Origin of the sequence: Bradyrhizobium sp. CB3481 (genome assembly GCF_029714305.1) — a bacterium.
In the GTDB taxonomy this organism is placed as follows: domain Bacteria; phylum Pseudomonadota; class Alphaproteobacteria; order Rhizobiales; family Xanthobacteraceae; genus Bradyrhizobium.
The window spans coordinates 469,978-492,704 of sequence record NZ_CP121647.1 but is presented as its reverse complement, the minus strand read 5'-3'; the positions used below and the strand labels follow the sequence as shown (position 1 = coordinate 492,704).

The 22,727-nt window shown below is 64.0% G+C and carries 19 protein-coding genes; 11 read left to right on the top strand and 8 right to left on the bottom strand.

Annotated elements, in window-relative coordinates:
• Window positions 1–34 precede the first annotated feature (34 nt).
• Entirely contained in the window at window positions 35–301 is a 267-nt protein-coding gene (locus QA643_RS02380; RefSeq protein ID WP_283031616.1) for a DUF1127 domain-containing protein, read from the bottom strand.
• A 317-nt stretch (window positions 302–618) separates the two neighbouring features.
• On the opposite strand from QA643_RS02380, the gene QA643_RS02375 reads away from it, so the two are divergent.
• Together QA643_RS02375 and QA643_RS02370 are read left to right on the top strand one after the other, a co-directional pair.
• Window positions 619–1,521 (top strand): HlyD family efflux transporter periplasmic adaptor subunit, encoded by a 903-nt coding sequence (locus tag QA643_RS02375; protein ID WP_283031615.1) that lies wholly within the window; start codon window positions 619–621, stop codon window positions 1,519–1,521.
• A 132-nt stretch (window positions 1,522–1,653) separates the two neighbouring features.
• Window positions 1,654–1,935: a GIY-YIG nuclease family protein gene (locus QA643_RS02370; protein ID WP_283031614.1), complete on the top strand. Its 282-nt coding sequence runs from the start codon at window positions 1,654–1,656 to the stop codon at window positions 1,933–1,935.
• A gap of 204 nt (window positions 1,936–2,139) precedes the next feature.
• On the opposite strand, the gene QA643_RS02365 is transcribed toward QA643_RS02370, so the two are convergent.
• Window positions 2,140–2,979: a caspase family protein gene (locus QA643_RS02365; protein WP_283031613.1), complete on the bottom strand. Its 840-nt coding sequence runs from the start codon at window positions 2,977–2,979 to the stop codon at window positions 2,140–2,142.
• Window positions 2,980–3,395: 416 nt separating this feature from the next.
• Between QA643_RS02365 and QA643_RS02360 the strand changes: the two genes are divergently transcribed.
• From QA643_RS02360 to QA643_RS02320, 9 genes are all read left to right on the top strand, one after another.
• Window positions 3,396–5,123 (top strand): hypothetical protein, encoded by a 1,728-nt coding sequence (locus QA643_RS02360; RefSeq protein WP_283031612.1) that lies wholly within the window; start codon window positions 3,396–3,398, stop codon window positions 5,121–5,123.
• A 196-nt stretch (window positions 5,124–5,319) separates the two neighbouring features.
• A complete protein-coding gene (locus QA643_RS02355; RefSeq protein ID WP_283031611.1) occupies window positions 5,320–6,051 on the top strand; it encodes a thermonuclease family protein in 732 nt (243 codons plus the stop codon).
• A gap of 192 nt (window positions 6,052–6,243) precedes the next feature.
• Window positions 6,244–7,029 carry an LssY C-terminal domain-containing protein gene (locus QA643_RS02350; RefSeq protein WP_283031610.1) on the top strand — a complete coding sequence of 262 codons (786 nt, stop codon included), beginning with the start codon at window positions 6,244–6,246 and terminating at the stop codon, window positions 7,027–7,029.
• Between the two features lie 197 nt (window positions 7,030–7,226).
• Entirely contained in the window at window positions 7,227–8,411 is a 1,185-nt protein-coding gene (locus QA643_RS02345; protein WP_283031609.1) for an aminotransferase class V-fold PLP-dependent enzyme, read from the top strand.
• Window positions 8,412–8,709: 298 nt separating this feature from the next.
• Window positions 8,710–9,771: an ABC transporter ATP-binding protein gene (locus QA643_RS02340; RefSeq protein ID WP_283031608.1), complete on the top strand. Its 1,062-nt coding sequence runs from the start codon at window positions 8,710–8,712 to the stop codon at window positions 9,769–9,771.
• Window positions 9,772–9,796: 25 nt separating this feature from the next.
• Window positions 9,797–10,864, top strand: coding sequence for an extracellular solute-binding protein (locus tag QA643_RS02335; RefSeq protein WP_283031607.1), 1,068 nt, complete (start codon window positions 9,797–9,799; stop codon window positions 10,862–10,864).
• Between the two features lie 120 nt (window positions 10,865–10,984).
• A complete protein-coding gene (locus QA643_RS02330; RefSeq protein WP_283031606.1) occupies window positions 10,985–12,700 on the top strand; it encodes an iron ABC transporter permease in 1,716 nt (571 codons plus the stop codon).
• A gap of 176 nt (window positions 12,701–12,876) precedes the next feature.
• Window positions 12,877–14,982, top strand: a complete 2,106-nt coding sequence (locus QA643_RS02325; protein ID WP_283031605.1) for a S9 family peptidase — start codon at window positions 12,877–12,879, stop codon at window positions 14,980–14,982.
• 248 nt (window positions 14,983–15,230) lie between these two features.
• Window positions 15,231–15,653, top strand: a complete 423-nt coding sequence (locus QA643_RS02320) for a GNAT family N-acetyltransferase (RefSeq protein WP_283031604.1) — start codon at window positions 15,231–15,233, stop codon at window positions 15,651–15,653.
• Between the two features lie 139 nt (window positions 15,654–15,792).
• Here QA643_RS02320 and QA643_RS02315 read toward each other — a convergent pair whose 3' ends face one another.
• The 6 genes from QA643_RS02315 to QA643_RS02290 all read right to left on the bottom strand — a co-directional run bounded on the left by QA643_RS02315 (window position 15,793) and on the right by QA643_RS02290 (window position 22,724).
• Window positions 15,793–17,235 (bottom strand): aldehyde dehydrogenase family protein, encoded by a 1,443-nt coding sequence (locus tag QA643_RS02315; RefSeq protein ID WP_283031603.1) that lies wholly within the window; start codon window positions 17,233–17,235, stop codon window positions 15,793–15,795.
• Window positions 17,236–17,287: 52 nt separating this feature from the next.
• The gene (locus QA643_RS02310) at window positions 17,288–18,007 is read right to left on the bottom strand and encodes a ribonuclease activity regulator RraA (protein WP_283031602.1); all 720 of its coding nucleotides are present in this window, start codon (window positions 18,005–18,007) and stop codon (window positions 17,288–17,290) included.
• 129 nt (window positions 18,008–18,136) lie between these two features.
• Window positions 18,137–19,228: an SMP-30/gluconolactonase/LRE family protein gene (locus QA643_RS02305; protein ID WP_283031601.1), complete on the bottom strand. Its 1,092-nt coding sequence runs from the start codon at window positions 19,226–19,228 to the stop codon at window positions 18,137–18,139.
• Window positions 19,229–19,350: 122 nt separating this feature from the next.
• Entirely contained in the window at window positions 19,351–21,087 is a 1,737-nt protein-coding gene (gene araD, locus QA643_RS02300) for an L-arabinonate dehydratase (RefSeq protein ID WP_283031600.1), read from the bottom strand.
• Entirely contained in the window at window positions 21,084–21,947 is an 864-nt protein-coding gene (locus QA643_RS02295) for an ABC transporter permease (protein WP_283031599.1), read from the bottom strand. Before QA643_RS02295 ends, araD begins: the two co-directional genes overlap by 4 nt.
• A 12-nt stretch (window positions 21,948–21,959) precedes the next feature.
• Window positions 21,960–22,724 carry an ABC transporter ATP-binding protein gene (locus QA643_RS02290; RefSeq protein WP_283031598.1) on the bottom strand — a complete coding sequence of 255 codons (765 nt, stop codon included), beginning with the start codon at window positions 22,722–22,724 and terminating at the stop codon, window positions 21,960–21,962.
• Between the last annotated feature and the right edge of the window lie 3 nt (window positions 22,725–22,727).

The following is a 22,727-nucleotide window of genomic DNA, read 5'->3' as shown; positions in this document are numbered from 1 at the left end:
GAAGCTGCCGGGCAGCGCCGCCGCCCGCATCCCCTCAATGCCACCCCGGCTGCTGCATTCGCGCGCGGGCCTGCGCCAGATCTTCGAGATTGCTCTCGATCTGCGTGCGGCACATGCCAATATCCGCGAGAGTGCGATCGTCGAGCTTTTGCAGGGCCGCGCGCGCGGCGTGCTGCTCGTGGCGCGCGATCACGGCCGCGAAGAAGCGGTTGATGAAACGGCGCAGGTGCGCCAGCCGAACTGCCGTTCGCAAGACAAATGGCCTGGCGGCGGAAGTCTGCATAAGGGTCAGCATCGTCATGGCTATGTTCTCCGAAGCCGGAACCCGATGGGCTTGCCGGCCCCTCCTTTCTATCGAAGGGCTGTTGCCAGCATCCTGTCAGCAGGCTTCGGCGAGCACGCTTGCGCACCGCATGATCCCGCGTTTTGGGTCAAGCAGCCGCTATTCACCGGGTTGAACATTTCCCCGTGCGGCCAAGACAAAAATAGAGAACGTCGGGAAGCCCCGGGGACGCCTGGAAAATCGCGCCGATGCGCCGCCGGGAAAGGCCTCGTCCTGCTTGGCTCCTCGGCCGCCTTTCTGGTATCCAAGACCCTGAATTTGAGAAGGAATTGTCAATGCCCGCCTTTGCCGCGCGCGATCTTGCGCCGAAGCTCACTGTCCTCGTCGCCGCGGGCGTATTCTGCCTTTCGACATCCATTTCGCGCGCCGCCGACGAGATCGACCCCGCCGCCCCCAAGGGCGCCGCAGTGACCGTGCTCAAGGCCGCGAAATCCTGCTTTGCCAATATCGTCGAAGTCTCCGGCACGATCATTGCGCGCGAGGAGACGCAGGTGCGGCCCGAGCGGATGGGGCTGAAGGTCGCCGAAGTGATGGCGGATGCGGGCGACAGCGTCTCCGCGGGCCAGGTGCTGGCGAAGCTGAACCTGCCCGAGGGCGGCCAGATCTCGGTGCAAGCGCCGGTCGCAGGGGTGATCTCGGCTTCCACCGCTTCGGTCGGCGCGATGGCCTCCGGCAAGGGCGAAGCGCTGTTCTCGATCATCGCGCGCGGCGAGTTCGATCTGGTCGGCATGGTGCCGACGCGCGACATCGCAAAACTGCAAGTGAACCAGACCGCGCGGATCAAGGTGATCGGCGCCGGCGAGGTTGACGGCAAGGTGCGGCGTCTGTCGACCACCGTCGAGCCGAACAGCCAGCTTGCGCAGGTGTTCGTCGGCGTCATCGCCAACCGCCGCCTGCTGGTCAATTCATCCGGCCGCGCGCAGATCAAGACCGGGCAGAGCTGCGGCGTCGCGGTGCCGCTGACCGCGATCCTCTACGGCACCGCCGGCACCGTGGTGCAGGTGGTGCGGCGCTCGCGCGTCGAGACGCGGCGGGTGGAGACCGGGCTGATGTCGGCTGGTCAGGTCGAGATCACCTCCGGCCTGCAGGAAGGCGACATCGTGGTGGCGCGCGCCGGCGCGCTGCTCCGCGAGGGCGATCCGGTGCGACCGGTGATGGCGAGCGCGGACGCGAAATAACTCGCCGTCGCCCCTGCGAACGCAGGGGCCCATAACCACGACCGTTAATTGTGTGCTGCCTTGTCAGCTACCGCGTCCCCTCGACAGATCACGCGGTATGGGCTCCTGCTTTCGCAGGGGCGACGGTGGCGCATGTACTACGTTTACATCCTCGCGAGCCGGCGTCATGGGACGCTGTATATCGGCGCGACCAATTCTCTCGCGAGACGCATGGAGCAGCATCGCAACGGCGAGGGCTCTTCATTTGTCAAAGCCTACGGCGCTTATAGGCTTGTCTATGTCGACGCGTTCGAACGGCCGGATGAAGCGATTGCGCGGGAGAAGCAGCTCAAACGCTGGAAGCGCGACTGGAAAATCGAACTGATCGAGCGCGAGAATCTTGAGTGGCGGGATCTCAGCTATCTGATCGTTTGAACCGCTATCGCCCACATAAACGGTGTCGTCCCTGCGAACGCAGGGACCCATACGCCGCGGCCGTCGGAAGGGGCATGCGGGAAGTCGACCTTACTTTAACGAACGACATCGGCATTGGCCGACGCAGAGTGTCCAACGCCGCGCCCTCTCGATAGATCACGCGGTATGGGCCCCTGCGTTCGCAGGGGCGACGGTGGGGCGCCCCTAGCCGCCCAGGTGGACGTCTTCGAGCAGCGACGAGGAGACCTGCGGCACCTGTTCGCCGTCGGAGGCGCGGGAGACGGAGATGCGGGTCTTGTTGAAGGCGCTGGCCGCGCTGGCCTGCGAGTCCAGATTGTTGAGCAGCTCGGTGACCAGCACGCTGTACTGGCCCTTGCCGTCGTCGGCGACCTTGCCCGGCGTCGCCGAGGTCAGGATCAGCGCATTTTCCGGCGTCGAGATCGGGGCGAGGCCGTGCGAATAGGAGCGGAAGCGGCGCTCATAGGGGTTGCGGCGGGAGGCGTCGACGACGACGAGCTTGGCCTTGGCGCCCTTCTCGCTCATCGTATCCAGCACCTGTTCGATGGAGACGCCGTCGCGGCGGACGTCGGCTTCCTTCCAGATCGCGGCGTCGACCGGGATCATGAAGCTTTCGCGGCCGACCTGCACGCCATAGCCGCCGAAGAACAGCATCGCGACGGTATCAGGCTTGACCTTGGTCTTCAGGCGAGCGATCGCGCGCGCCATGTCGTCCTTGGTGGCATCCTCGACCACGTCGACGTCAAACCCCTTGGCCCGCAATGCGGCGGTGAGGCCGCGGGCGTCGTTGATCGGCTGCGCCAGCGGCGCCGAAGCATCGGGATAATGGCCATTGCCGATGACGAGGGCGACCCGGCTGGCGCCGGCGCCGATCGAGCCGGTCTGCTCGGTACCGATCGCCTTGGCGGCGTCGAGCGAACGCTTGTTCAGCGCCGCATGGGCGCCGATCGCCAGCGACACCAGGCCGACAAAGGCCACGGCAATGGTGGCGGTGCGGCGGGAGATGTGAAGCTGACCGAGGTTCATCGCGTTTCCATTCCCAAGTTTGTCCAAAGCGCCAAACAAGATCGCGCCAGTTAGTCGCGTCAGGACCGTTCAGGTTTGATGGGGTTGCAAGCTGTGTGCCGTCCAATTGCGCTCAATTTGCGGCACCGCAACAAGCGGGCTTTTAGCCTGTCGGCCCCTCCCGAACAACCTCCTTTGACGCATGCCCCCAGCCCGCCGCCGATACTGGCGGAAGGTAAATTTTTACTAAGTGATCTACATCACATTTGTGTTTCTTGGCGGATTTGAATAATTTTCAAAGGCTTGCGGGCCCGATCCGGCCGGCGGTGGCTGCGGGGACTCCTCATCGAGCCGGTCCGAATGTCCCAAAACCCCGGGATAATACGGACCGTGCTTAACGCAGCCCTCCCTTCACCGTTCCGGCGGAAAGAGACTGCATGGGTTTTTCTACGATTGCCGGCGCCACATGCCGGGCGCTGACCGCGCGGAAGGATGGCCCCTCGCTATACGACGTCTGCGACCCCGTGCTGCTGAAATACCGCGGCGGCGACCCTCATCTCGGCAAGTTCTATCGGACCGCGCTCGGTAACCCGGCGCTCCGCGCCCTGCTCCGCCGCACCGGCCACCCGGCGCTGCGCGACGAGAAGCGGCTCGGCGCCGTGCGGGAGGCGCTGGTGCGGGCGCGTGATGACGCCGAGCCGGACTGGGCTGCCGTCGGCGCCCCGATCGCCGAGCTGATGGCCGATATCGGCGTAAACCATCCGGCGCCCGGGTCGGTCACCACCCCCGGCCGCCCGCCCGGGGCCGGCGAGATCGACCGGGTAATCCGCCGCTGCGCGGCCCACCTGCTGCGGTCCTTTGCCAAGAACGGCTTCATCCCGACCTATGCCGCGTTCAACCTGATCGGCGATGCCGACATGGGCGGTCGCGAGATGCTGATGGCGCTGACCGGGCTGAACTCGCGCGGCTACAAGAACTCGACGCTGCTGTTCAGCCTAGCGCGGATATTCATCGCGCATTCGCCGGCGCGCGCCCTGATCAACCCGCCCTGGCGAGGGATCGCCGAGCCGATGTGGGAGCCGGTGCAGATCCGGCACCGCTCGGCCTATTACGACGCCTTCTTCACCGAGGCGCTGCTGAGCTACTTGGAGACCGGGTTGGCATCGGCGGATGAGGCCGCTTCGTCGCGGCGCGCGATTTCGCAGATGGTGGATTTCTGCCTGAAGACCTCAGCCGAGGAAGTGCCCGCGCATGACGGCACCACGGTGAACGTGATCACGGCGCTGGCGCCGGGTCCGCATCCGCGGTTCTCGCGCTTCTTCGCCCAGATCAAGCAGGATCTCGGCTTCGGCATCTACGTGCCGGATTGCGACACCACCGCATGCTCGTTCTCGGCGGCGACGCAGGCCGGTGCGAGCGATCCGATCCTCGACCAGCCGCTGCTCGACTTCTACCGCGGCTACCAGGTGCGCGAGGGCGCCAACGAGCCGCGCGTCACCGTGCCGCTCAACGACAACATCGATTACGAGGGCGGCGTCGTCACCTGGATCGACAATCTCGCCGGCGACCGGCCCTACGGCAACGACCTCGATCCGACGCTCAATCTCGACATTCTCGAAGTCTCGTTCCGCAACCTGACGCGCTGGAAGATTCTCGAAACGCCGTCGCGGCTGGAGACGGTGCGGCGCATCATCGGCTTCCAGCGCCGGCTCACCGAAAGCTCTGCATTCGCTAATCCGCGCTCGCACATCTATTATCTGCCGGAACTCTACTCCGCCTATTTCGGCCGGTGCCACGCCGCGTTCATGGCATTGCCTGCGGCGGCGCGGCAGGCAATCGATCCGGACGGCGCGTTCGAATTCATCCGCCTTCGCGTGCTCGGCTACGTCCAGGGCGAACTGATCACGCGCGAGATGAACGCGTTCGATGCGGCGCTGGCGCTGATGGCCCTGGCGCATCTCGGCGCCGACGTCTCGACATTCGCGCCGGCGCTCGCCTGCATCACGGCAAGCCTCGGCGAGGGCGGCAGGCATGGGCCGTACAAGGCCTATGAGTGGAACAAGATGAAGACGCCGACGCGGATCCTGGTCGGCGGGCCGGAGGTAACGTCGGCGTTCGTGCTGATGGGACTCGCGCTGGCGAAGAGGCGGATGGCGAAGAGTTAACTCGGTCATTCCGGGATGGTCCGAAGGACCAGACCCGGAATCTCGAGATTCCGGGTTCGATGCTTCGCATCGCCCCGGAATGACGAAACACAATGACAGGAAGTTGAAAGGGATGCGACGCTGCTGCGCTGGCAAGCCAACCGCTTTGTCCGCACAATCCGCCGGATTGGTGCGCATCATTCCGCCGGGACCGCCGATGAATTTTAAGAAATTGCTGCTCGCATTGTTGCTGCTGTCGCTTCCCGCCGTCGCGCAGGCGGCCGACATCACCGGCGTGCCGAAAATCCGCGAAGGCGATTATGTTCATATCGGCAACGCCCGCATCCGTCTCGGCGGCATCGACGCACCGGCGACTGACCAGCTTTGCCTCAACACCAAAGGCGAGCGCTGGACCTGCGGCGCCGCCGCGCGCGACGAACTGACGAAACGCTTCGGGGCCAAGAGCTGGACCTGCCACACCAGGGCCGTCAGTGACCGGCGCGGCCGTACGGTGGCGCGTTGCGAAGCCGACGGCGAGGACATCCAGAAATGGCTGGTATCGAACGGCTGGGCACTGGCGCTGACGCGCATCTCGCGCGACTACGAAGCCGAGGAGAAGGCCGCGCGCGAAGCCAAAGCCGGGATGTGGCAGGGCGCGTTCATCGCGCCGTGGGACTGGCGCGTGCGCAACAAGAAGACCGCGATCCTCGGCGCCGTCACGCCGCCGGAAAATGCCAGGGCCATCCTGCTGGCATCGGCGTCCGGCCCGGTCGCGCCCTCGCCCGACTGCACCATCAAGGGCAACGTCAACCGCTCCGGCGAGTGCATCTATCATCAGCCGACCAGCCGCTGGTATGCGAAAATTCAGATGAAGATCTCAAAGGGCACGCGCTGGTTCTGCTCCGTCGAGGAAGCCGAGGCCGCGGGTTGCAGGGAGACAAGGCGGTAGCTGCTTCTGTCGCCTCATGGTTCGAGACGGCGCTAACGCGCCTCCTCACCATGAGGGTCTGACACCTCATCCTGAGGAGCGCGGAACGCGCGTCTCGAAGGATGAAGGCCCCCGCACTATCGAATATCCTTCCCTCCGCGACGGAATTGGCAAGAGTTCACACGCGTGACCAACGTTCGAAATCATTGGCGATTGAATCGTGTTCTGCTGATCGTGCTGCTTATCCTTACCGGCTACGGCGTGCTCGCTTATCTGGTGCTGCCGGGGTTCTGGACGCATTACGAGCATCAACGCGGGCTCGCCGACATGCCCATGGTGACGCGCACCGCACAGGGCATTCCCGGCGATCCCATGAATGTCGGGCTGATCGGCGATCTCGGCGACGTGGTCTGCGCGATGCATGAAGCAGGCTGGTATCCGGCCGACCGGATCACGCTGAAATCCTCGATCGAGATCATCGGCAGCGTGCTGCTCGACCGGCCCTACAAGGATGCGCCGGTGAGCAATCTCTATTACCTCGGCCGCCGCGAGGATCTCGCCTATGAAAAGCCGATCGGCGCCAGCGCCGACCGCCGCAACCATGTGCGCTTCTGGAGGGTGCTGGAAAGCGGCGCCGAAAAACGCCCGGTCTGGCTCGGGGCAGCGACAGAAGATCGCGGCGTCGGTGTCAGCCACTATACCGCCGCGGTCACGCATCACATCGCGCCCGATCTCGATGCCGAGCGCGCGCTGCTGGCCGCAGATCTCGAAAACGCCGGCATGGTGGAAGCGAAATACCAGGTCACCGGCATCGGACCCACGATCGCAGGGAGGAACGGCGGCGGCGACCTTTATTATACCGATGGCGAAATCTGGGTGCTGCGGCTGGTCGAGGCCTGCAAGAAACGCGAGGCGCCCGCGGTGACGATCCCGAGCCCGCCGGCGACCGAGCTGAAGGATCAGATCTGGCGCGCGATCGCCGATGCTGTGGGGAAATAGGCTGGTCCTTCTGCCGCTGTTGTGAAGAGCAATGAGTGCAATTTGACCTATTTTGCGGCTGCTTCGCGGAGCCTGTCATCGGGCGCACATTTTTGTGCGACCCGGTGGCTCGCAATGACGGCCTCGATCCAATATTATGCCTAGCTTCGAGCTATGCCGCTCTCCCTGGCGTCCTGCCAATTAAGGAAAACCAACAAATGACCGTTCGCGCGGGCCGGGAATTTCTGGCCATCCCGGGGCCCACCACCATGCCCGACGAAGTGTTGCAGGCGATGCATCGCCCGGCGCTCGACATCTATTCGACCCAGATGGTGGAACTGACCGAAAGCCTGCTCGAGGATCTCTCGAAACTGTTCGCGACCGAGGGCAAATCCTACATCTACATCGCCAACGGCCATGGCGCCTGGGAGGCGACGCTTTCCAACGTGCTGTCGCGCGGCGACAAGATGCTGGTGCTGGAGAGCGGCCGCTTTGCGATCGGCTGGGGCCAGGCTGCCAAGGCGATGGGCGCCGAGGTCGAAGTGCTCAAGGGCGACTGGCGCCGCGCGATCCGCCCCGCCGAGGTCGAGGCGCGGCTGCGGCAGGACAAGGATCACAGCATCAAGGCGATCGTCGCCGTGCAGGTCGATACCGCATCGGGCGCCTATAACGACATCGAGGCGATCGGCAAGGCGATCAAGACATCAGGCCATCCGGCGCTGTTCATGGTCGACACCGTCGCCTCGCTCGGCTGCATGCCGTTCGAGATGGACAAATGGGGCGTCGACGTCGCGATGTCGGGCTCGCAGAAGGGCCTGATGACGCCGCCCGGCCTCGGCTTCGTCGCCGCCAACGAACGCGCACTGGCGGTGCACAAGAAGGCCGATCTGCGCACGCCCTATTGGGACTGGACCGAGCGCGAGGGCACCGAGCACTACCGCAAATATGCCGGCACGGCGCCGGTGCATTTGCTGTTCGCGCTGCGCAAGGCGATCGACATGCTCAAGGAGGAAGGACTGGAAAACGCGTTCCAGCGCCATCGCCTGCTCGGCGAAGCGGTGCGCCGCGCGGTGGCGGCGTGGTCCGAGGGCCAGGTGATCGGCTTCAACATCGCGGAGGCCAATGAGCGCTCCAACACCGTGACGACGGTGACGATGAACGGCCATGATCCGCTGGCGCTGCAGCGCTACTGCAAGGAGAAATGCGGCGTGGTGCTCGGCACCGGCATCGGCGACCTCTCCGGCCAGGCGTTCCGCATCGCGCACATGGGCCATGTCAACGCACCGATGATTTTGGGCACGCTCGGCGTCGTCGAGGTCGGCCTCAACGCGCTCGGCATCCCGCACGGCAAGGGCGGAACCGAAGCCGCGATTGAATATCTCGGCGAGAACGTCGGAGCGTAGCGTCTCGCTTAGACATCCTCGTCGCCCCTGCGCACGCGCAGGAGCCCATACCGCGTGATCCATCGATGGAGCTCGGTAGCTGACGCTGGGGCAACGGCCGCTGCAGCTTGCAAAGCGAAGCCGTCCACCCGCGTGCCCATTTCCCCGGCCGCGGCGTATGGGTCCCTGCGTTCGCAGGGACGACGGAGGCGCGAGTTCGTTCATCGCTCAACTCTCTTCCCCAACCGGCATTCGTGCGTATACTGGCATACCAAGCCGGGCGCTGATCCGTGCAGAAACAAAGTTGGGAGTGAGACGATTGGCGTCCGTTGATTTGCGCGGCCTGACCAAGCGATTTGGTGCGCTTGCGGTGGTCGATAACGTGTCCCTGAAAATCGATCACGGACAATTGGTCTGCCTGCTTGGCCCGTCCGGCTGCGGCAAAACAACGACACTGCGGCTGATCGCCGGCTTCCTGGAGCCATCCGACGGCGAGATTCATGTCGGCGACCACCTGGTGTCGTCACGCGCACGGACGCTGCCGCCCGAACAGCGCAGCATGTCGATGATCTTCCAGAGCTACGCGCTGTGGCCGCACATGACGGTGACGGAAAACATCGTCTATGGCCTGCGCCTGCGCAAACTGGACCGCGACACCATTGCGAAGAAGCTGGCGGCGATCCTTGCCACGACAAAACTCGAAGCACTGGCGCAGCGCTATCCCGGCGAGCTCTCCGGCGGGCAGCAGCAGCGCGTCGCGCTGGCGCGGGCGCTGATCGTCGAGCCGGAGACGCTGTTGCTCGACGAGCCGCTCTCCAACCTCGATGCGAACTTGCGCGAGGAGATGCGCTTCGAGATCCGCCGCCTGCACGACGAATATCGCTACACCACGGTCTACGTCACCCACGACCAGTCCGAGGCCATGACCACGGCCGACCTGATTGCGGTCATGAACGGCGGCAGGATCGATCAGCTCGGCACGCCCGAGGACATCTATGCCCGCCCTGAATCCGAATTCGTCGCCCGCTTCATCGGCGCCAGCAACATCATCAAAGGCACCGCGCGCGATGCCAACCATGTTTCCTTTGCGGGCGCGACGCTGAAGGTGATCGGTGCGCCGCTCACGGCGGGCGAGAGCGCCGCGGTCGCGATCCGCCAGCATGATGTCGGATTGTCGACGCGGGCGCCTGCATCGCCGGACAACGCGATTCGCGCCGTTGTCACGCGGCAGGTCTATCTCGGCATGGCGCGTGACTACATGGTCGAGCTCGCCGACGGCACCAGTCTGCGCGTCACCACGCCGAACGAAACCAACGTATCGAAAGGCAACGAGGTTTGGCTGACGTTGCCGCCCGAGCGCTGCCGAGCGCTGAGCCGATAACAAGAAACAAGAATGGGAGAACGCGATGCAGGAGAAAAAACTTTCCAGACGCGACATCCTGCAAGGCACGGCGGCGCTGGCCGCCGGAACCCTGTTCGCCTCGCCGCTTCGCGCGCAGGCGCCGGAGCCGGTCGCGATCACGCCGGCACTGGTGGAAGCCGCGAAGAAAGAAGGCAAGCTGACCTTCTACTCCTCGATGGACCTGCCGGTCGGCGAAAAGCTCGGCAAGGCCTTTGAGGCGGCGTATCCCGGCATCACGATCCAGATCGAACGCTCCGGCTCGGAGCGGCTGTTTCAGCGCGTCGATCAGGAATTCGGCAGCAACATTCGCGCCGCCGACGTGATCAACACCTCGGATGCGTCGCACATCATCACCTGGAAGCGGAAAGGCTGGCTGGCGCCCTTTGTACCGGAGGATGTAGCCAAGCATTTTCTCGCTGAGTACCGCGATCCCGACGGCATGTCCGCCACCTCGCGCATCTATCTGTCGTCGATCGCCTACAACACCAATCTGGTGAAGCCCGAGGACGCGCCGAAAAGCTTTGCCGACCTGCTCGATCCCAAATGGGCGGGCAAGATGGTGAAGGGCCATCCGGCCTATAGCGGCACCATCATGACCGCGACCTTCCAGATGGTGCGCGAGCTCGGCTGGGACTACCTGGAGAAACTGTCGAAGCAGCGCGTGATGCAGGTGCAGTCGTCGACCGATCCGCCGAAAAAATTGTCGCTCGGCGAGCGGGCGGTGATGGCCGACGGCAATGAATATGGCGTCGTTCTGCTGAAGGAAGCCGGTCAGCCGGTCGAGCCGATCTACCCAGCCGAGGGCGCGCCGACGATCTCGGGCCCGACCGCCATCTTCGCGTCGGCGCCGCATCCCAATGCCGGCCGCCTGTTTCAGGCCTGGTTTCATACCCGCGAGACCCAGCAATTCTTCACCGACTACACCGCGCAATATTCGGCGCATGCGCAGGTGCAGTCGAAACCGGGACGGCGGAAGATTTCCGACATCAAGCTGATGAAGGAGGATGCGCAGGGCGTGGAGAAAATGGCGGAAGAGATCAAGACGCGCTATGCGCGGCTGTTCAGGGTGTGAGGATGCCGGCGACCACACTTACCACCGTCATTCCGGGGCATCGCGCAGCGATGAACCCGGAATCTCGAGATTCCGGGTTCGATGCTTCGCATCGCCCCGGAATGACGGAGAATGTCTGACATGACCGCCATCACCACCACCGACACCCCCAAGCGCCACCTCGACCTCACCCGCCCCGTGCTGTGGCTGTTCGCGACCTTCATGATCCTCTTGATCGTGCTGCCGCTGTCGTGGCTGGTGCTGTTCGCCTTCACCGACAAGACACGCCGTCCTACGCTGCAGAATTTCGTCACGCTGTTCACCGATCCCGCGTTTCTCGACCCGCTGTGGACGACCGCGATCATCGCCACCACCTCCGCGGTGATCTGCTGCCTGGTCGCCGCGCCGATCGGCTGGCTGGTGTCGCGCACCGACATGCCAGGACGGCAGATCATTCGCGCGCTGGTGACGGCATCCTTTGTCACGCCGCCGTTTCTCGGCGCGGTCGCCTGGGAATTATTGGCCGCGCCGAACAGCGGCATGCTGAACCAGCTCTATCGCTATCTCACCGGCGCCGAAGATCCGTTGTTCGACATCTATTCACTGACCGGGCTGATCTTCGTAATCTCCTGCTACACCTTTCCGTTCGTGTTCGTGCTGGTCGCCAATGCGCTCGACAACATGCCGGGGGAACTGGAAGACGCTTCCGCCATTCTCGGCGGCAAGGCCTGGACCACGGCGCGGCGGGTCACGATCCCGCTCGCGCTGCCGGCGCTGGTCGCCGGCGCGCTGATCGCATTCCTGCAGGCGATGACGCTGTTCGGATCGCCCGCGATTTTGGCGCTGCCGGCCGGCTTCCACACCATGACGACCAAGATCTGGAGCCTGTTCCAGTACCCGCCGAAACTCGAACTCGCCGCGGCCGCCGCCGTGCCGCTATTGTTGCTGACGATCCTTCTGCTGCAGGGCCAGAAATTCCTGCTCGGCCGCCGCGGCTTTTCCGTGGTCGGCGGCAAGTATGGCCCGCCGCGCCCGGTCGAGATGGGCGGCTGGCGCTGGGCGGCGCTGGCGTTCTGCCTGATCGTGCTGCTCAATCCCGTGTTCCTGCCCTATTTCGCGCTGCTCAACGCGGCGTTCTCGCCGAACGCGACCACGCTGGCCACGCCGTCGACCGCGACGCTGCACAACATCGTCTTTGTCTTCACTGAACTATCGTCGACCCAGCTTGCGCTGAAGAACACGGTGATCCTCGGCGCGTCGACGGCGACCGTCGGCACGATCCTGGCGCTGGTCGTCGCCTATGTCACGACGCGCCGCGTGATCGCGAGCCATCGCCTGCTCGGCTTTCTCGCCACCGCGCCGGTCGCGGTGCCCGGCATCGTGCTCGGCGTCGGATTATTCCTGAGCTATACGCGGCCGCCTTTCGTGCTCTACGGCACGCTCTGGATTCTGTTGCTGGCGTTCCTCACCATCAATCTGCCGTCGGCCTATCAGCAATTGCAGGCGGCGTTCGCGACCATTCACCCCGAGCTGGAAGACGCCAGCCGCATCCTCGGCGCAACGCGGCTGCAATCGCTGTGGCGGATCACCGCGCCGCTGCTGCGCACCGGCGTGATCGCGACCTGGTGCTTCATCTTCATCGGCGTGATGCGCGAACTCTCGGCGGCGATCGTGCTGTTCACCTCGCAGACCAAGGTGCTGTCGGTTCTGATCTACGACCTCAACGAAAGCGGCGACCTGGCCGCGATTTCCGTGCTCGGCATCGCCATGCTGGTGATCACCTTTGCGGTCGTGCTGGCGGTGAACCGCATCCCGATGTTCGGCGGCGGCGCCGGGGCGCGGTTAAGGAATAGTTAGTCAGAGCGGAGCCGTAGGGTGGGCAAAGGAGCGTCAGCGACGTGCCCACCATCGATCACCGATCGTACCGCGCGATGGTGGGCACGCTTCGCTTTGCCCACCCTACGGCTCCTACGCTCTGGTAATCCGCCGCGTTCACCCCGATATAAGTCACCACCATGAGCCTCGAGGACCGCGTGACCCAATCTATCAAGAACCCCGCACCATCAGCGCCGAAGCGCCCGAATACCTTCACCCACCACGGCATCACGGTGACGGACGACTATGCCTGGCTGAAGGACGCCAAATGGCAGGAGGTCTTGCGCGACCCCTCGATCCTCGACCCGGACATCCGAAAATATCTGGAAGCGGAGAACGACTACACCGAGGGCCTGCTCGGCCACACCGTGTCTCTGCAGAAAAAGCTGGTCGCGGAAATGCGCGGCCGGATCAAGGAAGACGATTCCAGCGTGCCGGCGCCGGACGGCCCGTTTGCCTATTTGCGGAAATTCCGCGAGGGCGGCCAGCATGAGCTGTTCGGCCGCACGCCGCGCGACGGGGGCGACGTACACATCGTGCTCGATGGCGACGCGCTCGCCGCCAACCACGAATATTTCAAGTTCGGCAGCGCCCGGCATTCACCCGACCACCAGCTGCAGGCGTGGACCGCCGACACCAAGGGTTCGGAATACTTTTCGATCCGCGTGCGCGACTGGGTAACCGGCGTCGACCGTGCCGATCTCGTCGAGGAGACAGACGGCGGCATCGTCTGGAGCAAGGATTGTCAAAGCTTCTTCTACGTCAAGCTCGACGACAACCATCGCCCGATGCAGGTCTGGCGTCACAAACTCGGCACCAAGCAGGCCGATGATACGCTGGTCTATGAGGAGCAGGACTCCGGCTGGTTCACCCATCTGCATGAGAGTTCGTCCGGCCGCTTCTGCGTGATCGCCGGCGGCGACCACGAAACATCCGAGCAGCGGCTGATCGATCTTGCCAATCCTGACGCGCCGCCGCGCCTGGTCGCCGCGCGCCAGGAAGGCGTGCAATATTCGATCGCCGACCGCGGCGATGAACTGTTCATTCTCACCAATGCCGACGGCGCCATCGACTTCAAGATCGTCACCGCGCCGCTCGCCGCGCCCGAGCGCGCGAACTGGCGCGATCTCATTCCCTATCGCGAAGGTGTCTATGTGCTCGATGTCGAGCTCTATGCCGGCCACATGGTGCGGCTGGAACGCGCCAACGCGCTGCCGGCGATCATCATCCGCGACCTCAAGACGGGCGAAGAGCACGCCATCGCCTTCGACGAGGCGGCGTATTCGCTCGACACCATGGGCGGCTACGAGTTCGAGACGACGAATCTGCGATTCTCCTATTCGTCGATGACGACGCCGGCGGAAGTCTATGACTACGACATGGCGACGCGGGCGCGCATCCTGCGCAAGCGGCAGGAGATTCCGTCGGGCCACAACCCCGCCGACTACGTCACCACGCGCATCATGGCGACGTCGCATGACGGCGCGCAGGTGCCGGTCTCGATCCTGCACCGCAAGGACCTGGTGCGCGACGGCAAGGCGCCGTTGTTGCTTTACGGCTACGGCTCCTACGGCATGGCGATGCCGGCCTCGTTTGCCTCTAACCGCCTGTCGCTGGTCGACCGCGGTTTTGTCTACGCCATCGCGCATATCCGCGGCGGCGCCGACAAGGGCTGGGGCTGGTATCTCGACGGCAAGCGCGAGAAGAAGACGAATACGTTCGACGATTTCGCCGCCGCCGGGCGGGCGCTGATCGAAGCCAAATACACCAATGCAAAGCGCATCGTCGGCCATGGCGGCAGCGCCGGCGGCATGCTGATGGGGGCAGTGGCCAACCGTGCCGGAGAGTTGTTCGCCGGCATCGTCGCCGAAGTTCCGTTCGTCGACGTGCTCAACACCATGCTCGACGACACGCTGCCGCTGACACCGCCGGAATGGCCGGAATGGGGCAACCCGATCGAAAGCGAAAAGGATTTTCGCACCATTTTGTCCTACTCGCCCTACGACAATCTCGCGGCAAAAGACTATCCGGCGATCCTGGCGATGGGCGGCCTGACCGATCCGCGCGTCACCTATTGGGAGCCGGCGAAATGGATCGCGCGCCTGCGCGCCACGATGAGCGGCGGCGGCCCGGTGCTTCTGCGCACCAACATGGGCGCCGGCCACGGCGGCGCGTCCGGGCGATTCAACCGGCTCGACGAGGTCGCGATCGTCTATGCGTTCGCGCTATGGGCGGTGGGGTTGGCGGAGAAGGGTGTGGTGTAGCCACGCAAACCGCCGTCGTCCCTGCGAACGCAGGGACCCATACCGCGGAATCTATCTGTAGCGCTCGGTGGTCGACGATCGTCGTAACAACGTCGAGCTGTGGTCATGGGTCCCGGGTCGCGCTTCGCTTGCCCGGGACGACGATAGAGAGGTGATCGCGACTCACCGCTCGTTTTTCCTTTGCCGAGCATCGAGGCGAGCCAAACATCGGATTTCAAATCACGATCTGGAGGAGCTAGTCTCCTCCCATGCTGCTGGAAACCGAACGCCTGCTGCTCCGGCCGCCACGTCTGGCGGATGCGGAGCCGCTGTTCGAAATCCTGGGCGATGCGACAGCGATGCGATACACCACGCGGCAGAAATCGCTGCGCGACTGCCGGCGCTATCTCGCCGCACATGAACGGCAGCGGCGACGCCTCGGCTGCGCGCCCTGGGTCGTCATCGAGCAGGAAACGAATTCGACGATCGGCTTTGGCGGCCTCTATGAGGATCCCTTCGATCCAGGCTGGGGTCCCGAAGTTGGGTACTTCCTTGCTCCGCAAGCGTGGGGCAAAGGTTATGCGACCGAATTAGTGCTGCACTGCGTTGTTATCGCAAGAAGGCAGACGCATTGGCCGGTGCTGTGCGCCTTCGCCATCCCGATAACATCGCATCGCAGCGGGTATTATTAAAAGCGGGATTTCGGCAACAGCGGTTCGTGCCGGAGATGGAGCGCTTCCCGTACAATCTTGCTCTGCGCGCTTCCTGACCGCGACGATACCAGAATCATCCTCTCACCCGGCGCTATGCGCCGGGTGAGAGCAAAGGCCCTCACGGCAGCGTGTAGGCCGTCTTGACCGCCGTATAGAACTCGGCGGCATAGCGGCCCTGCTCGCGGGCGCCGAAGCTGGAGCCTTTTCGGCCACCGAACGGCACATGATAATCGACGCCGGCGATCGGCAGATTGACCATCACCATGCCGGCTTCGGAATTGCGCTTGTAGTCGCTGGCGTATTTCAGGCTGGTGGTGCAGATGCCGGATGACAGGCCGAAATCGGTGTCGTTCGCGGTTGCCAGCGCTTCGGCATAATCCTTGACCCGGATGACCGCGGCCACCGGCCCAAAGATCTCCTCGCGCGCGATCCGCATCTTGTTGCTCACATCGGTGAACAATGCCGGCTGCAGGTAGAAGCCGGGCGCCTCGCGGTTGAGGCGCTCGCCACCGAAGGCGAGCTTGGCGCCTTCGTCCTTGCCGATGCTGATATATTTGAGATCCTGATCGAGCTGGCTCTGATCGACGACGGGGCCGATATCGGTACCGGCCTTCACCGCGTCATCGACCTTCAGGCCGCGCATCCGCTCGGTCAGCGCCTCGACGAATTTGTCGTGAATGCCGGCGGTGACGATCAGCCGCGACGCGGCGGTGCAGCGCTGGCCGGTGGAAAAGAACGCGCTATTAGCGGCGCATTCCACGGCGACCTTCAGATCCGCGTCGTCGAGCACGACTAGCGGGTTCTTGCCGCCCATTTCGAGCTGGAACTTCTTCATTGGCCGCGAGGCGATGCAGGCCGCGGCCACCTTCTGGCCGGTGGCCACCGAGCCGGTGAAGCTGATCGCGGCAACATCGGGATGCTCAAGCAGGACCGCGCCGACTTCCGAGCCGCGCCCGATCACGAGGTTGAGCACGCCCTTCGGCAAGCCGGCGCGATGCAGGATATCGACCAGCGCCCAAGTCGAGCCCGGAACAAGATCGGCGGGCTTGACCACCACGGTATTGCCATAGGCCAAAGCCGGGGCGATCTTCCAGGCCGGAATCGCGATCGGAAAATTCCACGGCGTGATCAAGCCGACAACGCCCAGTGCTTCGCGTGTAATCTCGATGTCGATGCCGGGGCGCACGGAAGCCAGTTTCTCACCGGCCATCCGCAGGCATTCGCCGGCAAAGAACGCAAATATCTGGCCGGCGCGCGCGACTTCGCCGACGCCTTCCGGGAGCGTCTTGCCTTCCTCGCGCGATAGCAGCCGGCCCAATTCGTCCTTGCGGGCCAGGATTTCGTCCGACGCCTTTTTCAGGATGTCGTAGCGCGCTTGCGGCGTCGATCGCGACCATGCCGGAAACGCCGCTTTGGCAGCGGCAATCGCAGCCTCGGCTTGCGCACGCGTGCCGCGCACGGCTTCGCCGACGATGTCCTTGGTGTCGGAAGGATTGATGTTGGGCGCGCGGGCGCCATCGGACAGCCATTCGCCGTTGATCAGATTGTTGAACATCAGCATGATGTGGACTCGCAGTTAGAGGAGAACGCGTTCTGTGCCAGCCAGCGGCATACTATCGCTTGTTGGCCTTGCGCCAAGCCGCAAAATCCTTCGAGGTCTGCTCGTCGGTTGCGGGATAGAGGCCGAGGATTGAGCGGCCCTTGCGCACCTCCTCGGTAACAAAATCCTCGAACGCCGTCATCTCGACCGCCTCATCGGCAATCTCATCGGCGAGGTGCGCGGGGATCACGATGACGCCGTCGGCATCGCCGAGGATGACGTCGCCGGGGAACACCGGCGCGTCGCCGCAGCCGATCGGCACGTTGATCTCGATCGCCTGGTGCAGCGTCAAATTGGTCGGCGCGCTCGGGCGGTGGTGATAGGCGGGGAAACCGAGCGCGGCGATCTCGGCGGAATCGCGAAAACCGCCATCGGTGATCACGCCGGCGCAGCCGCGCTGCATCAGCCGCGTCACCAAAATGGCGCCGGCGGACGCCGCGCGCGCGTCCTTGCGGCTGTCCATCACCAGCACCGCACCGGGCGGGCAATCCTCCACCGCCTTGCGCTGCGGATGGCCACGATCGCGGAACACGTCGATCTTGTTGAGGTCCTCGCGCGCCGGCATGTAGCGCAGCGTGAAGGCCTCGCCGACCAGCACCGGCTGGTTAGGGCCGATCGGGTGCACATCCTGGATCATCTGGATGCGAAAGCCGCGCTTGAACAGCGCGGTGGCGACGGTGGCGGTTGAGACGGTTTTTAGCTTGTTGCGGGTGGCGTCGCTTAGGTTTGTCATTTCATGCATCCCAGTTGTTCGTCATTCCGGGGCGATGCGTCAGCATCGAACTATGGTGCGCAATTGCGCACCTGAGAATCTCGAGGTTCCGGGTCTGGTCCTTCGGACCATCCCGGAACGACAGATGGCTTAAACCGCCCCGTGCGCTTCCACATAGAGCGCGTAGACCGAGTGGCAGCTCGTCATGTAGAGGCGGTTGTTTTTCGGGCCGCCGAAGGTGAGGTTGGCGCAGCGCTCGGGCAGACGGATGTGCGCGAGCGGTTTGCCGGCCGGGCTGAACACCATGACGCCGTCGAGATCCTCGGACTTGCCCTTGAGCTGGAATACTTTGCGGCCACCGACATCCGTCGGCTCGGACTGCAGCGCGCCGTTGGAGCCCCAGCCGCACCACAGATTGCCGTCGCGGTCGACGCGGAAGCCGTCGAGCGCGCCCTGATCCGCGGCGTCGATCAGCTTGGTCTTGCCAGCCACCGTGCCGTCGTCGTTGACGTCAAAGCTCCAAATGCTGCGGTTCGGCGTACCCTTCCACTCCACGACATAGAGTTTTTTCTCGTCCGGCGAGAACGCGAGCCCGTTGGGATTGACGAGGTCGGTAATCACGGCGGTGAGCTTGCCGTCCTTGGTCAGGCGGTAGACGTTGGTGGTGGCCTGCTCGGGCTTCTCCTTCTTGCCTTCCCACTCGCCATTGATGCCGAACAACGGATCGGTGAACCAGATGGTGTCGTCGGATTTGACCACGATGTCGTTCGGCGCATTCAGCCGCTTGCCCTCGAACTTGTCGGCCAAGACCGTGATCTTGCCGTCCTTCTCGGTGCGGGTGATGCGGCGGGTGACCGAATGCTCGCAGGTGACGAGGCGGCCTTGGCGGTCGCGCGCATTGCCGTTGGCGTAATTGGCGTTGGCGCGGAAGACGGAGGTCTGGCCGGTCTTCTCGTCGAACTTCATAATGCGGTTGTTGGGAATATCGGAGAACAGGAGATAGCCTCCTTCCGGGAAGTACGCCGGCCCTTCGGCCCAGCGCATGCCGGTCGCGACTTGCTCCACCGTCGAGGAATAAAGCCGGTACTTGGCAAAGCTCGGATCGAGGATCTGCACGGCCGGATCGGGATAGCGCTGGTTCGGCGTGAACGGGAACGATTGCGCGCCGGCGGTGCGTGTGAGCAGCGTCGAGGCGGCAGCCGCGCCGGCGCCTGTGAGCAAATTGCGTCGAGTGATGGTCATGGTGGTTCTCCCCCTGTGATGCTTTTTGTTTGACAGTCATTCCGGGCGGTCGCGACAGCGACCGAACCCGGAATCTCGAGGTTCCGGGTCTGGTGCTTCTCACCATCCCGGAACGACGGTGGCTAGTAAATCGGCGGCTCGCTCACCGGTGCTCCAAACCCGGTCTCCAGAAAATCGAAATCGCAGCCTTCATTGGCCTGCTTGATGTGGCGGGTGAACATCCAGCCATAGCCGCGCTCATAACGAGGCTCCGGCGCTTTCCATTCGGCGCGGCGCTTGGCCAGTTCCGCTTCCGATACATCGAGGTTGATCGTGCGGGCATTGACGTCGAGCGTGATCTCGTCGCCGGTGCGCACCAGCGCCAGCGGGCCGCCGATATAGGATTCCGGCGAGACGTGCAGGATGCAGGCGCCGTAGCTGGTGCCGCTCATGCGCGCGTCCGACAGCCGCACCATGTCGCGCACGCCCTGTTTCACGAGCTTGGTCGGGATCGGCAGCATGCCCCATTCCGGCATGCCTGGCCCGCCCTGCGGGCCGGCATTACGCAGGATCAGCACGTGATCGGCGGTGACGTCGAGATTGGGATCGTCGATCGCTTTCTTCATCGAGGGGTAATCGTCGAACACCAGCGCCGGGCCGGTGTGCTTGAGGAAGCGCGGCTCGCAGGCGCTTGGCTTGATCACGCAGCCGTCGGGCGCGAGATTGCCCTTGAGCACGGCGAGCGCGCCCTCCTTGTAGATGGGATTTTCGACGGTGCGGATGACGTCGTCATTATAGACCTCCGCCCGGGCGATGTTGTAGCCGAGCGTCTGGCCCGTGACGGTCATGGCGTCGAGATGCAGATGCTCCCTGATCCGGCTCATCAGGCCGGGCAGGCCGCCGGCATAAAAGAAATCCTCCATCAGATATTTGTCGCCGCTCGGCCGCACATTGGCGATCACGGGAACCTTGCGGCTCGCCTTCTCGAAATCGTCGAGCCCGATGTCCTGCCCCGCGCGGCGGGCCTGCGCGATCAGATGGATGATCGCATTGGTCGAGCAGCCCATCGCCATCGCAACCGTGATCGCATTCTCGAACGCTTTCCGGGTCTGGATCTTCTCCGGCGTCAAATCCTCCCACACCATCTCGACGATGCGGCGGCCGCATTCCGAGGCCATGCGGATATGGCCGGCGTCTGCAGCGGGAATCGAAGACGCGCCCGGCAGCGTCATGCCGATCGATTCCGCGATCGCCGTCATGGTGGAGGCGGTGCCCATGGTCATGCAGGTGCCGTAGCTGCGCGCGATGCCGGCCTCGACATCGACCCAGTCCTTGTCGGAGATTTTCCCGGCGCGCCGCTCGTCCCAGAACTTCCAGGCATCCGAGCCGGAGCCCAGCGTCTTGCCCTTCCAGTTGCCGCGCAGCATCGGGCCGGCCGGCAGATAGATCGTCGGCAGGTTCATGCTGGTGGCGCCCAGCAAAAGGCCCGGCGTGGTCTTGTCGCAGCCGCCCATCAGCACGACGCCGTCAACGGGATGGCCGCGCAGCAATTCCTCGGCGTCCATTGCCAGCATGTTGCGATAGAGCATGGTGGTCGGCTTCAAAAACGATTCCGACAGCGACAGTGCCGGCAGTTCCATCGGAAAGCCGCCCGCCATCAGGATGCCGCGCTTGACGTCATCGACGCGGCTCTTGAAGTGCATGTGACACGGCTGCGCATCCGACCAAGTGTTGAGGATCGCAATGACGGGCCGGCCCTTCCACTCCTCCGGCGCATAGCCCATCTGCATCGCACGCGAGCGGTGGCCGAAGGCGCGGAGGTCGTCGGGCGCGAACCAGCGCGCGCTGCGGAGCTCAGTGGGGTTCTTCTTGGCTGTCATGACTGTGTGCCCCATTTCTGGACGGTGTTGCGCTCGATCGTGCGGAAGATCAGATTTTCCACGATCAGGCCAATCACGATCACGGTCAACAGGCCGGCGAACACGGCGGGAATGTCGAGGAGGTTGCGGTTCTCGAAGATGAACCAGCCGAGACCGCCCTGCCCCGACGAGACGCCGAACACGAGCTCGGCCGCGATCAGCGTGCGCCAGGCGAACGCCCAACCGATCTTCAATCCCGTGAGGATCGAGGCAAAGGCAGCGGGGATCAGGATGCGGAACACGTAAGGCAGACCGCGCAGGCCGTAATTGCGGCCGACCATGCGCAGCGTGTTCGACACGCTCTTGAAGCCGGAATGAGTGCTGAGCGCGACCGGCCACAGCACCGAATGGATCAGCACGAACACCAAGCTGCCATTGCCGAGGCCGAACCAGATCAGCGCCAGCGGCAGCAGCGCAATCGCCGGCAGCGGATTGAACATCGCGGTGATGGTTTCGAGAAAATCGGTGCCGATCCGGGTCGAGATCGCCAGGATGGTGAAGATGGCCGCCAGCGCGATGCCGGCGGCATAGCCCATGAACAACACTTTTAGCGACGCCCAGGCGCGCAACGGAATCGTGCCGTCGCGCACCTTGTCGAACATCGTCAGAATCGTGTCGTGGAAGGTCGGAAACAGCAGCGGATTGTCGAGCACGGTGCCGTAGATTTCCCAGGCGGCCGCGAGAAAGATGATGATCACGGCCTTGCGGACAAAGCCGTCGTTCCACAACAGCTCCAGCACGGTCAGCTTGCGTTCGACCTCGGCCGGCACCGCCGCCTTCAGGTCGGCAGCATCGCGCAACAGAATTCTCGCTTCACCCATCGCGCACTCCCTCTAGTGTGCCGTGATGGCGTCGGCGAACAGCAAATCGTGGATCTGCTTTTCCAGCCGCGCCGCGCTGCCGTCCTCGCCGGAGACCTTGTCGACATCGATCACCTCGGCCTTGACCCGGCCCGGATGCGGCGACAGTAGCAGGATGCGGTTGCCGATCTTGATCGCTTCGGCGATCGAATGGGTGACGAACAGCACCGTGAACTTCGTTTCCGACCAGAGCTGCAGCAATTCATCCTGGCAGGTGCGCCGGGTCAGCGCATCGAGCGCCGCGAACGGCTCGTCCATCAACAGAATGTCCGGCTCCATCGCCATGCCGCGCGCGATTGCAACGCGCTGCTTCATGCCGCCGGAGAGCGTATGCGGATAGGCGTCGACGACGCGGGTGAGGCTGACCTTCTCGATATAGGCCCGTGCCCGCGCCTCGGCGTCCTTGCGCGGCAGTTTTCGCGTCATCAGAAGCGGAAACATCACGTTCTCCAGCACCGTCTTCCACGGCAGAAGCTGGTCGAACTCCTGGAAGATCATCATCCGGTCGGCACCTGGCTCCGAGATTTCCCGGCCCGAAATCCGCATCTTGCCTTCACTCGGCTTCATGTAGCCGCCGACGGCTTTCAGCAGCGTCGACTTGCCGCAACCGGAGGGGCCGAGCAGCACGAAGCGATCGGAACGATCGACCGAGAAGCTGACCCGTTCGGTCGCGGTCACTACCGCGCTCGAGGTCTTGTAGCGCAGTGTTACGTCACTGACATCGAGAAGCGCGGTCATGTG

Excerpts from the sequence above, each read along its gene's own strand:
- QA643_RS02380 (WP_283031616.1), bottom strand. The coding sequence starts at position 301 with ATGACGATGCTGACCCTTATGCAGACTTCCGCCGCCAGGCCATTTGTC.
- QA643_RS02375 (WP_283031615.1), top strand. The coding sequence starts at position 619 with ATGCCCGCCTTTGCCGCGCGCGATCTTGCGCCGAAGCTCACTGTCCTC.
- QA643_RS02370 (WP_283031614.1), top strand. The coding sequence starts at position 1,654 with ATGTACTACGTTTACATCCTCGCGAGCCGGCGTCATGGGACGCTGTAT.
- QA643_RS02365 (WP_283031613.1), bottom strand. The coding sequence starts at position 2,979 with ATGAACCTCGGTCAGCTTCACATCTCCCGCCGCACCGCCACCATTGCC.
- QA643_RS02360 (WP_283031612.1), top strand. The coding sequence starts at position 3,396 with ATGGGTTTTTCTACGATTGCCGGCGCCACATGCCGGGCGCTGACCGCG.
- QA643_RS02355 (WP_283031611.1), top strand. The coding sequence starts at position 5,320 with ATGAATTTTAAGAAATTGCTGCTCGCATTGTTGCTGCTGTCGCTTCCC.
- QA643_RS02345 (WP_283031609.1), top strand. The coding sequence starts at position 7,227 with ATGACCGTTCGCGCGGGCCGGGAATTTCTGGCCATCCCGGGGCCCACC.
- QA643_RS02335 (WP_283031607.1), top strand. The coding sequence starts at position 9,797 with ATGCAGGAGAAAAAACTTTCCAGACGCGACATCCTGCAAGGCACGGCG.
- QA643_RS02330 (WP_283031606.1), top strand. The coding sequence starts at position 10,985 with ATGACCGCCATCACCACCACCGACACCCCCAAGCGCCACCTCGACCTC.
- QA643_RS02320 (WP_283031604.1), top strand. The coding sequence starts at position 15,231 with ATGCTGCTGGAAACCGAACGCCTGCTGCTCCGGCCGCCACGTCTGGCG.
- QA643_RS02315 (WP_283031603.1), bottom strand. The coding sequence starts at position 17,235 with ATGCTGATGTTCAACAATCTGATCAACGGCGAATGGCTGTCCGATGGC.
- QA643_RS02310 (WP_283031602.1), bottom strand. The coding sequence starts at position 18,007 with ATGACAAACCTAAGCGACGCCACCCGCAACAAGCTAAAAACCGTCTCA.
- QA643_RS02305 (WP_283031601.1), bottom strand. The coding sequence starts at position 19,228 with ATGACCATCACTCGACGCAATTTGCTCACAGGCGCCGGCGCGGCTGCC.
- araD (WP_283031600.1), bottom strand. The coding sequence starts at position 21,087 with ATGACAGCCAAGAAGAACCCCACTGAGCTCCGCAGCGCGCGCTGGTTC.
- QA643_RS02295 (WP_283031599.1), bottom strand. The coding sequence starts at position 21,947 with ATGGGTGAAGCGAGAATTCTGTTGCGCGATGCTGCCGACCTGAAGGCG.
- QA643_RS02290 (WP_283031598.1), bottom strand. The coding sequence starts at position 22,724 with ATGACCGCGCTTCTCGATGTCAGTGACGTAACACTGCGCTACAAGACC.